The sequence below is a fragment of the Bradyrhizobium sp. Gha genome (assembly GCF_900113735.1).
Lineage (GTDB): Bacteria > Pseudomonadota > Alphaproteobacteria > Rhizobiales > Xanthobacteraceae > Bradyrhizobium.
Genome location: NZ_FOQM01000048.1, coordinates 44754 through 57942, shown reverse-complemented (window position 1 = coordinate 57942; position 13189 = coordinate 44754). Strand labels below are relative to the sequence as shown.

Genomic DNA, 13189 nt, shown 5'->3' with positions numbered 1-13189 from the left:
CGGCCTGATCCATCACTCCGATCGCGGCACCCAATATGCTTCAACCGAATATCGCCAAGCGCTGCAAGCCGCCGGCTTCCTGCCTTCGATGAGCCGCAGAGCCGACTGCTACGACAATGCCCCTATGGAAAGCTTCTTCCACACGCTCAAGTCCGAACTGGTCCATCACCGCCAATATGCTACCCGCAATGAAGCAGAGCGCGACATCTTCACCTACATCGAGGGCTTCTACAATCATCACCGCAGACACTCGGCCATCGGCTATATCAGCCCGGTCGAGATGGAGCTAAAATCGGCTTGAACCCTGTCCACTTTTTCGGGGGAAGATCAGTTCTGGATTGCCTCGCTTCGCTCGCAATGACGGCAGCGATCACTCCGCCCAGATCAGCTCCTGGAGCTCGATCAGATCGTTCGCCTGCTCCTGCCAGCCGTCGATGCAGATGTGGCTGTTGAGGTCGCTGGCCTGATGCAGCAGCATCAGGGCCATCAGGCGCCGCTTCAGCGCGAAATCGGGATTGGGATAGCCGAAGCCTTCGAGCAGGCTGCGCACCCTGCCCGGCCGGGCCGCCGACATGAAGGCGCTGGGGCCGAGCAGATCGTAATCGCGCCAGCCGGCCCGGACGTCGCCGAAATCGAACAGGCCAGCAAGCGACCAATCGCCGTCGTGGCAGGCAAGCAGAAAATTCTCCGGAATGTACTCGCCGATCAGGATCACTGGCGGCGCGTCCATCGGGATCAACGTCGCGGCGTCGCGCAGGAGATCATCGAGGCCTTCAAGGAATTTCGGCGCGAGGCCAAGACGCGTGTGCCGTGCCTTGCAGCCCTGCATCTGCGCGCGCATGAACGCATCCCAGCGCGGCTCGATCTCGGCGAGCGGGCCGAGCGGCGCGCCCTGCACGGCGGCGATGGTCTCGCCGATCTGGCGCAGCACGCGCTCCTTCTGCGCTTCCGGCAATGAGGGCCAGGCCTCCGAGCCGAGCGTGCCTGTGAGGCGCGTAATGATCAGATAAGGCCAGCCATCGCGCTCACCTTCCGCGACGATCTCGGGGATCGGCAAATGAAGCCGGCCCGCAAGCTGCATCAGTGAGCCGCGCTCGGAGACGAATTGCGCGCGGAGCAATGGCGGGAAGATTTTCAGGATCAGCGTGTCGCCGAAGCCGATGACGAGGTTGGTGCCGGTCGAAAACACGTGGGGCCAGCTGATGTCGACGTCGTGGCTACGAGCGATGTCGAGGGCGATTCCCAGCCATCGCGACGAATCGGAGCGGAAGGCGCGGAAGGCCCGAGCGTCAGCGAAAGCTGGGAATGCTTGTGATGCAGGGGTCATTCGCGCGCAGCAGACGGTGCACCTCGCCCGCGTGCGGGAGAGGTCGCGCCGAAGGCGCGGGTGAGGGCTCTCTCCGCTTGGGGATTGTCCCATTGCGAAGACACCCTCTCCCCAACCCTCCCCCGCAGGCGGGGGAGGGGGCGCACCGTGCTCGCGGCCATAGCTGCGCTCATCCGCAACATTACTGCTCCGGGCTGGCGCGCTCGAACTGGCGCAGCAGCTTGTTGCCGCGTTCGACTGCGGCATCGAGGGCGGCCTGCGCGCTCTTCTGGCCGGAGAAGGCGTGCTCGAGCTCCTCCTCGATCGTGCCGCGGATCAGGTTGAAGGAGCCGAGCCGGATGCCCTTCGAATTCTCCGTCGGCGGATGCAGCGTGATCTCCTCGAACGAGATCGCCGAGCCCGGATTACGCTCGTAGAAGCCCTGTGCGCGGGTCACCTCGAAGGCGGCGCGGGTGATCGGCAAATAGCCGGTGTTCTGATGCCAGGCGGCCTGCACGCCGGGCTGCGACAGATAGGCGAAGAATCGCGCCACGCCCTTGTATTCCTCGCGCGGCCGGTCGCGCAGCACCCACAGCGTGGCGCCGCCGATGATGGAGTTCTGCGGCGCGCCCTTGACGTCGGGCCAGTACGGCATCATGCCGTAGCCGATCTCGAACTTCGAATTTGCCTTGATATCGGCGCGCGTCGCCGAGGATCCGATGAAGATGCCGCATTCGCCGTTCTGGAAGCGCGGCTCGGCGGCCTGACCGCGGCCGCCATAGTCGAACAGCTTTGTCCTTTGCCATTCGGCGAGCTGGGCAATGTGCTTGACCACGACCGGATTGTTGATGGTCAGCTCGGCATCAAGGCCCGCAAAGCCGTTGGCCCGGGTCGCAAGTGGCAGATTGTGAAACGCCGAAAAATTCTCGACGTGAATCCACGACGGCCACGACGTGGTGAACCCGCAGACAGCGCCGCGCTCGCGCAGGCGCTTTGCAACGGCGCCGAGTTCGGGCCAGGTTTTCGGCGGCGTCTCCGGATCGAGCCCGGCATCGCGAAACAGGGTCTTGTTGTAATAGAGGATCGGCGTCGACGAGTTGAACGGCAAGGACAACAGATTGCCTGAAGCATCGCTGTAGTAGCCGGAGACCGCCGGAAGGTAGTCCTCGAGCGAGAACGGCTCGCCCATGTCCCGCATCATGCTGTACACCGGATAGATCGCCCCCTTGGCGGCGGTCATGGTCGCGGTGGCGACCTCGTTGACCTGGACGATCGCGGGCTGGCTGCGCGAACGGAAGGCGAAGATCGCGGCCGTCACCGTCTCGGTGTAATTGCCCTTGTAAGCAGGCACGACGCGATAATCCGACTGCGAGGCGTTGAAGTCGGAGGCAAGCTTCTCGATCTGCTTGCCGAGCTCGCCCGACATCGCATGCCACCAGGCGATATCGGTCGTGGCGCGCGCCTCGCAGCTCCATGCGAGAGCCAGGGTAGCGGCGGCGACCTGCAACAGGCGCAAAGCTGAAGTCACGATGGCTCTTCCCGGATCAAGCAGCAAAAGGCGACCATACCGTGCTTAAGGCGCTGCACAGGCGCTTTCAACCGGGAATAAGGGCCCGTCGCGCTGCACAATGGCCCGGCGGGATGGCCTTCTCTTTACCATCTGGTAGATTGCATTGAACCATTCGGTCTCGCCATAGACTCCATCTCCGAGGGGTTGAGTGTGCCAGTGTTAAACCGTGCCGAACCCACACGGACCGGGGTGATCTTCGTCGCATTTCTGCTCGCCACGTTCGCGACGGGCGTGTGCGCGATGCATGCTGCTGCGCGCGAATTCCGCGCCGCCGACACCCAGACCGAGGATTACCCGACGGTCCAGGCGCTACGCTACATGAGCGCCCTGATCTCCGAGCGCACTGGCGGCCGCCACGAGATCAAGGTGTTTCACTCCCGCCAGCTCGGCGAGGAGAAGGAGACCATCGAGCAGACCCGCGCCGGTGCGATCGATCTCAACCGCACCAACGTGGCGCTGATCGGCAATTTCGTCCCGGCGATGAACGTGCTCGCCATGCCGTTCCTGTTCCGGTCCATCGAGCACATGCAGAAGGTGCTGGATGGGCCTGTTGGCAAGGAGATCCTCGACAGCTTCGAACCTTACGGCTTCGTCGGGCTCACCTTTTACGATTCCGGAGCACGCTCGATCTACAACAGCGTCCGTCCGGTGAAGAGCATCGCCGATCTCAAGGGATTGCGGATCCGGGTGCAGCAATCGGAATTGATGAGCCAGATGATCCGCTCGCTCGGCGCCGAGCCGGTCGAATTGCCCTATGGCCAGGTACTGACGGGGCTCGCGACCCATCTGATCGACGGCGCCGAAAACAACTGGCCCTCCTACGTGACCACGGACCATTACAAACATGCCGGCTACTACACCCTGACCGAGCATACGATGAGCCCGGAGGTGCTGGTGATCTCGCTCAAGGCCTGGCGCAGCCTGTCGGCCGAAGACCAGACCATTTTCAAGGAGGCCGCGGTGCGCTCGAGCCTGTTCATGCGCGAGAAATGGCGCGACCTCGAGGAGCGATCGCAGCGCAGGGCCGAGGCCGCCGGCATCACCGTGATCAAGACGATCGACCGCAAGCCGTTCGAGGACGCGATGGCGCCTGTATACGCCAGGGCCGCGCAGGATCCCGCCACTGCCGCGCTGCTCGAACGCATTCGCAAGGTGGAGTGACGCCGCTTGATCGCGCCCGGCACCAGCGAGAGCGCAGAGCGGCCGCCCGGCCCGATCGGGCGGCTGCGTGCCCGCCTGGTCGGCGTGCTGCGCGCGGTGCCGATCCGCTGGCGCATCCTCTCGATCGCGGCGCTGAACTCCGCCGTCGTCATCGTGCTGGTCGCGATGATCTGGAACGGCGCGCAGGTGCTGGGCTCGGCCTGGGACGACGTGCGCCAGGTGCGCCAGTCGGACCGGGTCCTGGCGCTGCTCGAAAGCGAGACCGGACGGCTGCAGAACCTGATCCACCGCTACATCAACCAGCCGAGCCCCGAGCTGTTCGCCGAGATCCTGCTGCTGCGCGAGGCCGTGCTGGGCACGCTGACCGACCGCGCCGCCAAGGACCCGATGCTGTCAGGCTCGGTCGAGGAGCTGGAGCGCACCACCGACCGCTTCCTCAACGGCTTCGGCGAGCTGCGCACCGTGCAGGCCACCATCGCCAAGACCTATGAAGAGCAGGTGCAGGGGCCGGCCAGGGACATGGCGGGTCTTTACTCCATCATCGAGGGCGCCACCGGCCATCGCGATGCGCTGATCTGGCCGTCGCTCGGCAAGTCGCGCGAGGCCTTCACGGCGATGCTGGTCGCAGCCAATTCCTATTATTTGTCGCTGTCGCCCGGCGCGGCCGAGGAAGCGCGGCGCAACACCGAGACGATCGAGAAGACCATTCCCGTCATGATCGATCTGGCCGACAACGATCTCCAGAAGATGGCGCTGCAGAAGCTTTCGACCCGCACGACGGCGCTGCGCCAGGGCTTCGCAAAGCTCAGCGAGCAGCTGAGCAACCGCACCGAGCTGCTGCGCAACACCATCGATGCCAGCCAGGCCGAGGCGATCGGCGCCATCGACGATCTCTCGACCAAGATGCGCCAGCGCGAGCAGAAGGCGCAGGAGACCTTCGACCGCACGCTCGCCGACATTTCACGGCGCGTGCTGTCGATCGCGGTGATCTTCCTCGGCATCATCCTCAGCGCCGGCGTGCTGATCGCGCTGTCGATCCGGCTGCCGCTGCAGCAGATCATGGCGGCGATGCGCGCGATCGCGCTCGGCGATCTCGGCCGCGAGGTGCAGGGCACCAAGGCACGCGACGAGGTCGGCGCGATGGCGCGCGCGGTGGAGGTGTTCCGCGAGAACGCGATCGCGAAACGGCAGACCGAGGACGAGCTGCGGGCCTCGAAGGAAAAGGCCGAAAGCGCGCTGCTCGAGCTCAATGCCGCACAGCAGAATCTGATCGATGCCGAACGGCTCGCAGCACTCGGCGGCCTCGTCGCCGGCGTCGCGCACGAGGTCAACAACCCGATCGGCATCAGCCTGACGGTCGCCTCGAGCTTGGCGAGGCGCAGCGAGATCTTCGAGGCCCAGCTCAGGGGCGAGGGCGGGCTTCGCCGCTCGCAGCTCGAGGAATTCGTGCAATCCTCGCGCGATGCCTCGCAGCAGCTCGTCGCCAACCTCACCCGTGCCGGCGAGCTGATCCAGTCGTTCAAGCAGGTCGCGGTCGACCGCTCCCACGCCGAGCGGCGGCAATTCTCGTTGAGCGAAGCCACCGACCAGATCATCGCGAGCCTGCGCCCGGTGCTCAAGCGCTCGCCGATCACGCTTGATGTCGACGTGCCCGAGGGGCTGTTGCTCGACGGCTACCCCGGCTCCTATGGCCAGATCCTGACCAATCTGTTCCTCAACGCCGCCAACCATGCCTTTGCCGACGGCCGCGCCGGCACCATCACGGTCTCCGCCCGCCCCCGCGGCACCGACGATATCGAGTTCAGCTTCGCCGATGACGGGGCCGGCATGACCCCCGACGTGCAGCGCCAGGCCTTTGACCCATTCTTTACCACGAGGCGCAATGAAGGTGGCACGGGACTGGGCCTGCATATCGTCTATAACCTCGTCACCCAGCAGCTCGGCGGACGGATGATGCTGGAATCCAAGCTGGGACAAGGCACTACTTTTCGCATTATCATACCGCGGATCGCCAAGGGCGGCGCGCAAAACACAGAAAGTGACGGGACTTCTCAATGGCCGAACAGGACGATGTCCTCCACCTGATCGACGACACCGGTACCGCGTCGGAGGATATGGACGCCCGGAAATGGAAGATCGCCGTGATCGACGACGATCCGGCCGTGCATGACGGCACCCGCTTTGCGCTGTCCGATTACAGCCTGAACGGCCAGAGTCTGGAGATCCTCTCCGCCCATTCCGCGGCGGAAGGCCGCAGGCTGATGGCCGAGCACAACGACATCGCCGCGGTGCTGCTCGACGTCATCATGGAGACCGACGTCGCCGGCCTCGAGCTGGTCGAATACATCCGCAACGTGCTCAGGAACGAGACCGTGCGCATCATCCTGCGCACCGGCCAGCCCGGCCAGGCGCCGGAGCGGCGCGTGATCGTGCAGTACGACATCAACGACTACAAGGCCAAGACCGAGCTCACCGCCGACAAGCTGTTCACCTCGCTGACCGCGGCGCTGCGTTCCTACCAGCAGCTCGAGCGCATGGTGCAGACGCGGCGCGGGCTCGAGATCATCATCGATGCGGCCTCGACGCTGTACGACTTCAAGTCGATGCAGCGGCTCGCGGAGGGCGTGCTGACCCAGCTCGCCTCGCTGCTCAATGTCGATTGCGCCGGCATCCTGGTTTTGCGCGACAATGGCGGGATCGACCCTGAACTCTCGGTGCTCGCGGGCAGCGGCTGCTACAGCCGCTTCATCGGCACCACCTCGTCGAAGGCGCTCGACCCCGATTTGCGCCAGCTGGTGGAGGACGCCTTCCAGCGCCGCAAGAACGAATTCGCCGACCACCGCAGCGTGATCTACTTGCGCACCGGATCCGGCCGCGAGGTCGTGGTGCTGCTGCAGTCGGAGCGCGATCTGTCCGAGACCGACCGCTCGCTGGTCGAGATATTCTCCTCCAGGCTCTCGATCGCCTTCGACAACGTCATCCTCTACCAGCAGCTCCAGGCGGCCAACGCGCAGCTGGAAGACCGCGTCGCCCAGCGCACCCGCGCCTTGATGCAGGCCAACCGCCGCCTCTCGGCGCAATGGCTGCGGCTGCAGCGCGCCAACGGCTTCAAGAACGAGATCCTGGGCACCGTCGCGCACGATTTGAAGAACCCGCTCGGCGTCATCCTCGGCCGCACCGAGATGCTGAAGGAGCTGATCTCGACCGGCGCCTCGTCTTCGGGGGTGGTCGCCCAGGTCGACCACATCCGCGACGCCACCAAGCGCCTGACCACGATGGTCGACCATCTGATCTCGGATGCGATGGCCGACGCCTTCGACATCACCATCCGCCGCGAGCCGGTCGACGTCGCGGCGCTGGTGAAGGAGGTCGCCGAGGCCAACCAGCCGCTCGCGGTCAACAAGCAGCAGACGATCAGCGTCACTGCCCCGGCCAATATCGTCACCATGTGCGACACCGACCGCATCCGCGAGGCGATCGACAACCTCATCAGCAACGCCATCAAATACTCGCCGATCGCGGGCAAGATCACTGTCGCGGTCAGCCACGAGGGGAACGACACCATCATCCGCGTCAATGACGAGGGCGCCGGCCTCTCGCCGGAAGACCTCGGCCGGCTGTTCGGCCGGTTTCAGCGGCTATCCGCAAAACCGACGGCAGGTGAGAGCTCGACGGGGCTTGGGTTGTCCATCGTCAAGCGTATTATCGACATGCATGGCGGCGAGGTCACCGCCGAGAGCGACGGTCCGGGCAAGGGCTCGACCTTCACCATCACCCTGCCCGCGACCGAGGTGCCGTGATTTGCGTCCTGAGATCTGCAAGAATCTGAAGTGACATGACACAAAGCCAACACATCATGATCGTCGACGACGAGGCCCCGGCCCGCGAGATGGTCGGCGATTACCTCAAGATGCACGGCTTCACCGTGACGCTGTGCGACGGAGGCAAGAGCTTGCGCGCCGCGATCGACGGCAGCATGCCCGATCTCGTCGTGCTCGATCTCAACATGCCCGAGGAAGACGGCCTCTCGATCATCCGCGACCTCAAGAGCCGCATCAACGTCCCCGTCATCATGCTCACGGCGACGGCAAGCCCGATCGACCGCGTGGTCGGCCTCGAGCTCGGCGCCGACGATTACGTCGCAAAGCCCTGCGAGCTGCGCGAGTTGATGGCGCGCATCCGCTCGGTGCTGCGCCGGAGCGTTCCGGTGAAGGCCGCCGCATCCGAGGCAGCGGCTGCGAAAGCGGACAAGGACCAACTGGTGCGCTTCGGCACCAAATGGCTCGACCTCGAAGCCCAGGCGCTGCGCGACGACGAGGGCAACGAGCATCCGCTGACGGCGTCCGAATTCGGGCTGCTGAAGGTGTTCGCCGCCAATCCGAAGCGCGTGCTGTCGCGCGAGCGCCTGCTGGAATTGGCCAATGCGCGCGACGCGGAAGCCTTCGACCGCGCCGTGGACCTGCGCATCATGCGCATCCGCCGCAAGATTGAGCCCGATCCGACCAAGCCCGCCGTGATCCGCACCATCCGCGGCGGCGGCTATCTGTTCTCGCCCGTGGGCGAGAAGACGTAAAGCGCCTCGCCCACGGCGCTGGTGTTCGGCGCGACCAAACGCAAGCCCCGGAAATGGGTTCCGCCCAGTCCAAATCAGCGGCTCCGTATTTTCCACACATTGAAATCACACGGCTTTTTAGTCCGAATGTTTCGTCGCGACGTGAGTGACGAAACAATTTGGCGGCGCACGAAACCATTTTCCCCTTGTCGTGCAGACGTCCCGAAACGTTGGCTCATTAACAATTTGGTCCAAGGAAACGCCGCTCGGTTGCGGCGCACCGGGGAGCAAAGTCAATGCCGAACGTCATCGCCATCAACGCCCAGGCCAATCAGAGCATCATTGCCGCGCAGGCGACTTCGGACGACATGCTTCTGGAGAGCATTGCCGACGGCAACCGGACGTCGATGCACATCCTTTATTGCCGGCACAATGTGCGGGTCTATCGGTTCATCCTGCGCATCGTGCGTGACGCCACCACCGCGGAAGACCTGGTCAGCCAGGTGTTCCTGGACGTGTGGAGGACCGCCGGACAGTTCCAGGGCCGCTCCCAGGTCTCGACCTGGCTGCTCTCGATCGCCCGCTTCAAGGCCCTGACCGCGATGCGCCAGCGCCGCTTCGAGGACATCGACCAGGAAGACGTGCGCGAGATTCCGGATGGATCCGATACGCCCGAGGCGTCGCTCGACCGCAGCGACACCAGCGCGATCCTCCGCGCCTGCGTGCAGAAACTGTCACCGGCACATCGCGAGATCATCACCCTCGTCTACTACCATGAGAAGTCGGTGGAGGAGGTCGGGCAGATCATCGGCATCCCCCAGAGCACGGTGAAGACCCGGATGTTCTACGCCCGCAAGCAACTCGCCGATTTGCTTAAGGGTTGCGGGGTCGACCGTTTCGCGGCTTGAGGTCAATGATTTCAATGGGATGGGGCGTGACTTGCGACCTATCCCGAGACACCAAAGCGTTACCGCCGACGAAACAAATGAAACGAAGCACAACATCAGGCGGAAAAACTTCCTCCCTATAAAGCTCACATACGGTTTCGTTAAACCTCCCAAGACCTCCAGCGACCCGGACGGGATGCCCCCCTCCGGGTCGTTTCATGTCTCAGGTGGCCCTCCCCGTCACGACCGCGTGACGGCGCGTAACGATCCTCGCCTCCATCCCGAACTGCCCTCGTGACCTCATTCACGGGTGCCCCATGCTCGAGCTTCTCTTCGCTGTCCTTGCCGGCATCCTCACCATCGCCGCGCCGTGCACGCTGCCGATGCTGCCGATCCTGCTCGGCGCCTCGATCGGGCGAAGCTCGCAGTTGCGGCCGGCGATGATCGCGCTCGGCTTCGTCGTTTCCTTCTCCGCGGTCGCGCTGCTGCTCGGCGCGCTGACGCGAACCTTCGATTTCGATCCGAACGTGCTGCGCGAGGCGGCTGCCGTCCTGCTGCTCGGCTTCGGCCTGTTGATGCTGTGGCCGGCGCCCTTTGAATGGCTGTCGATCCGGCTCAATGGCTGGCTCAATCCCGGCACGACGAGCGGCCTGCAGCGCGAGGGCGCGCTCGGCGGCCTCATGCTCGGCACCACGCTCGGCCTGGTCTGGACGCCCTGCGCCGGCCCCGTGCTCGGCTCGATCCTGACCCTGGTCGCAACGTCGAAGAATCTGGCCTGGGCCGGCACGCTGCTGGTCGCCTACGCGATCGGCGCGGCAATTCCGATGCTGGCGATCGCCTATGGCGGGCAGGCCGCGACCACGCGCGTGCGCAGCCTCGCCCGCGCCTCGCCGAGGCTGCAGCAGGGCTTCGGGGTGGTCGTGATCGCCTTCGCGCTCGCCGCCTACTTCCAGTACGACACGCTGATCGTGGCGTGGCTCACCGGCTTCTACCCCACCGGCCAGATCGGCCTGTGATCCCTCACCTCTCAACGGAGACCAAGTCCATGACCTTCAAGCTGCTCACTGTGGGCGCCGCGTTGATCGGCATCGCCGTCACCGGCGCCGTGATTCCCGGCATCTGCGACGAGGCCACGCAAGCGGCGCCGGTCAAGGTCGCGGCGGCAAGCCAAACTGCGACCGCGCCTGATTTCACCGGCATCACCAACTGGTTCAACTCGAAGCCGCTCAAAATCGCCGATCTCCGCGGCAAGGTCGTGCTGGTCGATTTCTGGACCTATGGCTGCGTCAACTGCGTCAACACGCTGCCGCACGTCACCGATCTCTACGCCAAGTACAAGGACAAGGGCCTCGTCGTGGTCGGCGTGCACACGCCGGAATTCCCGTTCGAACGCTCCGCCGCCAACGTGCAGGCCGCGCTGAAGCGCCACGGCATCACCTATCCGGTGGCGCAGGACAATGATTCCAAGACCTGGAACGCCTACAACAACCAATATTGGCCGGCGCAATACGTCATCGACCAGACCGGCAGGATCGTGTTCCAGCACGCAGGCGAAGGCCGCTACGACGAGATCGACCGCACCGTCGCCAAGCTGCTGAACGCCGAGAGTTGATGCCGCACCCGGCGGCGTTCTGCTTGACTCCACGGACCCGTCCGTGGAGTTTCGCGAACCTCGAAAACAGCCGCCGCAATGCACGACGCGATCATCAGCAACGACATCCGCCTTCGCGAAGGCTCCTCGATCGCGCAACGGCTGGTCGTGGCCGGCTCTGCGGCGGCCGTCGCGCTCTGCTTCACGCCGGGCCTGTTGACGCACGACATCCTCGAAGTGACGATCTCCGTCCTCGCCCTGCTGGCAGGCGCCGCCTTCGTTGGCGTGGTCATGCTGACGCCGGCCGTGGTGTGGATCATCACGCCGGATGAGATCCTGATCGGACGGCAGCGGCCGTTCGGGAAGCTGCAGACGCGAATCGTCGCGAAGGACGACATCACGGGGTTACAGGTTCCCGGCAGCAAGACCGCAAAGGCCCGCTTCCAACTCGCCTTCACGCTGGCCTCGGGCGAGCGCCTGACCTCCCCGCCCCTGTCCGACGTCACCCATGTCCATGACACCGTGGCGCGGATCGCGGCGCAGTTCGACGTCCCCAATGTCGAGACACCCGTCAATCCGCTCGATGCCAGCAATTCCGAGATGCGGCTTGGTGATCCCGTCGAGCCGTTTTCGCAGCGAGACCTTAGGATCGCGGCCTTGATCGCCGTCGCGCTGAGCGTCGCACCCTATGCCTACAGGCTATGGCGTGGCCTGCCGCCCCAATGGATCGACTACTTGCTGCTGCCGCTGGGTCTGATCGCGGCGTTCGGCGTCTACCGATTTGCCAACCTGCTCACCGGCGCGTTCTGGATCATCCGCGAGGGCGATATTCGCGTCGAACGCCTGTGGGGGAACGGCCAGCCGCGCGTCGACCACGTCGAAGGGCACGAGGTCAAAACGATCACCGTCGAGCGCCGCGGCCGGTCCGAGGACGAGCATTGCATCGTCGTGATCAGATTGCTTTCAGGACGGCGCTTTCGCAGCCCCCGCATCGGCTCGCGCAACGAGGCCCGCGCCGTGGGCGCCGAGATCGTCCGGCGGCTCGGGATCGGGGCGGAGGCAAACCAGATCTAGAGCGCGACAAGATGAGACCCCGCTAGCGCTCAGACAAAGGTGCGTTCCCTCCCCCCTTGTGGGGGAGGGCTAGGGAGAGGGGTAGCCCCGGAAAAAGGTGCCGATTTTTTGAAAGATGTATGGGCGGGTTCGCAATCGATGGAGTGCGCGAGTGGCACCCCCCTCCCTGACCCTCCCCCACAAGGGGGAGGGAACGGAGAGAGCGAGCCACCTCAACCGTGGGCGAGTCCAGCTCACTGCTTTTCGCGCCAACCCACCCTGTTCATGGTGTTGATCCACGTCAAAAAACCAAAGCATTCTCATGACATACCAACCGGGCGCGCCTTGAACTTGCCACGAAGCTGCCCCTGAGTTCAGATGGTTCCTATCGATTTGCGCCGTGGCAGCGGGGAGAGCTTTGAAATGACGGATTTTCGTCGCCTGACGGGGACCTGGCTGGTTGCGATGGGGCTGATCCTGTCCGCATCGCACGCCTTGGCCCAGCAGCCTGACCGGGGCGACGAGCCCGGCCTGATCGCGGACGACAGCTATCAACTCGATCCGGAATGGCAGAAGCAGGTCGTCTACTACCGCACGACCGAAGCGCCGGGCACCATCATCATCTCGACCTCCGAGCGTCACCTCTATCTGGTGCAGCCCGGCGGGCGCGCGATCCGCTACGGCATCGGCGTCGGCCGCGACGGCTTCCAGTGGCAGGGCCTGGTGCAGATCACCAACAAGAAGGAATGGCCGGACTGGACGCCGCCGCCGGAGATGATCCAACGCCAGCCCTATCTGCCGCGCTTCATGGCCGGCGGCCCCGGCAATCCGCTCGGCGCCCGCGCCATGTATCTGGGCACCACGGTCTACCGCATCCATGGCACCAACCGTCCTGACACGATCGGCACCAAGGTATCCTCGGGCTGCTTCCGTCTGGTCAACAATGACGTCGCCGATCTCTACGATCGGGTCCCTGTCGGCACCAAGGTGGTCATCCGGCAGAAGCCAGAGCTCTAAGCCTGTCGTCTCGGCATGATCGCTCCGGATCATGCTTCCCGCCTTCGCAACA

12 protein-coding genes are annotated in these 13189 nt (G+C 64.6%); 10 read left to right on the top strand and 2 right to left on the bottom strand.

The annotated features are described in order from the left end of the window. The coding region (locus BM222_RS35325) for an IS3 family transposase (RefSeq protein ID WP_143106035.1) at positions 1-301 on the top strand (301 nt) is incomplete at its 5' end. Between the two features lie 69 nt (positions 302-370). Here BM222_RS35325 and BM222_RS35320 read toward each other — a convergent pair. After that, a complete protein-coding gene (locus BM222_RS35320) occupies positions 371-1327 on the bottom strand; it encodes an aminoglycoside phosphotransferase family protein (RefSeq protein WP_092239109.1) in 957 nt (318 codons plus the stop codon). A 181-nt stretch (positions 1328-1508) separates the two neighbouring features. Next, positions 1509-2834: a sn-glycerol-3-phosphate ABC transporter substrate-binding protein UgpB gene (gene ugpB, locus BM222_RS35315; RefSeq protein WP_502690990.1), complete on the bottom strand. Its 1326-nt coding sequence runs from the start codon at positions 2832-2834 to the stop codon at positions 1509-1511. Between the two features lie 192 nt (positions 2835-3026). On the opposite strand from ugpB, the gene BM222_RS35310 reads away from it, so the two are divergent. From BM222_RS35310 to BM222_RS35270, 9 genes are all read left to right on the top strand, one after another. Then, positions 3027-4037, top strand: coding sequence for a TRAP transporter substrate-binding protein (locus BM222_RS35310; protein ID WP_092239092.1), 1011 nt, complete (start codon positions 3027-3029; stop codon positions 4035-4037). 54 nt (positions 4038-4091) lie between these two features. Further along, entirely contained in the window at positions 4092-6122 is a 2031-nt protein-coding gene (locus tag BM222_RS35305; protein WP_177243653.1) for a sensor histidine kinase, read from the top strand. Then, complete coding sequence (locus BM222_RS35300; RefSeq protein ID WP_092239090.1) at positions 6092-7837, top strand: ATP-binding response regulator; 1746 nt, start codon at positions 6092-6094, stop codon at positions 7835-7837. Before BM222_RS35305 ends, BM222_RS35300 begins: the two co-directional genes overlap by 31 nt. Before the next feature lie 35 nt (positions 7838-7872). After that, positions 7873-8610 carry a response regulator gene (locus BM222_RS35295; RefSeq protein ID WP_092239088.1) on the top strand — a complete coding sequence of 246 codons (738 nt, stop codon included), beginning with the start codon at positions 7873-7875 and terminating at the stop codon, positions 8608-8610. 275 nt (positions 8611-8885) lie between these two features. After that, positions 8886-9497, top strand: a complete 612-nt coding sequence (locus BM222_RS35290) for a sigma-70 family RNA polymerase sigma factor (RefSeq protein WP_092239086.1) — start codon at positions 8886-8888, stop codon at positions 9495-9497. 296 nt (positions 9498-9793) lie between these two features. Further along, positions 9794-10492, top strand: coding sequence for a cytochrome c biogenesis CcdA family protein (locus tag BM222_RS35285; protein ID WP_092239085.1), 699 nt, complete (start codon positions 9794-9796; stop codon positions 10490-10492). Positions 10493-10521: 29 nt separating this feature from the next. After that, positions 10522-11088, top strand: coding sequence for a thioredoxin family protein (locus tag BM222_RS35280; RefSeq protein WP_092239084.1), 567 nt, complete (start codon positions 10522-10524; stop codon positions 11086-11088). Positions 11089-11166: 78 nt separating this feature from the next. Further along, positions 11167-12141 carry a hypothetical protein gene (locus tag BM222_RS35275; RefSeq protein ID WP_092239082.1) on the top strand — a complete coding sequence of 325 codons (975 nt, stop codon included), beginning with the start codon at positions 11167-11169 and terminating at the stop codon, positions 12139-12141. Between the two features lie 402 nt (positions 12142-12543). After that, positions 12544-13137 (top strand): L,D-transpeptidase, encoded by a 594-nt coding sequence (locus tag BM222_RS35270; RefSeq protein ID WP_092239080.1) that lies wholly within the window; start codon positions 12544-12546, stop codon positions 13135-13137. Positions 13138-13189: the final 52 nt, after the last annotated feature.

Coding starts and splice junctions, on each gene's coding strand:
- BM222_RS35320 (WP_092239109.1), bottom strand. CDS start 1,327: ATGACCCCTGCATCACAAGCATTCCCAGCTTTCGCTGACGCTCGGGCC.
- BM222_RS35300 (WP_092239090.1), top strand. CDS start 6,092: ATGGCCGAACAGGACGATGTCCTCCACCTGATCGACGACACCGGTACC.
- BM222_RS35295 (WP_092239088.1), top strand. CDS start 7,873: ATGACACAAAGCCAACACATCATGATCGTCGACGACGAGGCCCCGGCC.
- BM222_RS35290 (WP_092239086.1), top strand. CDS start 8,886: ATGCCGAACGTCATCGCCATCAACGCCCAGGCCAATCAGAGCATCATT.
- BM222_RS35285 (WP_092239085.1), top strand. CDS start 9,794: ATGCTCGAGCTTCTCTTCGCTGTCCTTGCCGGCATCCTCACCATCGCC.
- BM222_RS35280 (WP_092239084.1), top strand. CDS start 10,522: ATGACCTTCAAGCTGCTCACTGTGGGCGCCGCGTTGATCGGCATCGCC.
- BM222_RS35275 (WP_092239082.1), top strand. CDS start 11,167: ATGCACGACGCGATCATCAGCAACGACATCCGCCTTCGCGAAGGCTCC.
- BM222_RS35270 (WP_092239080.1), top strand. CDS start 12,544: ATGACGGATTTTCGTCGCCTGACGGGGACCTGGCTGGTTGCGATGGGG.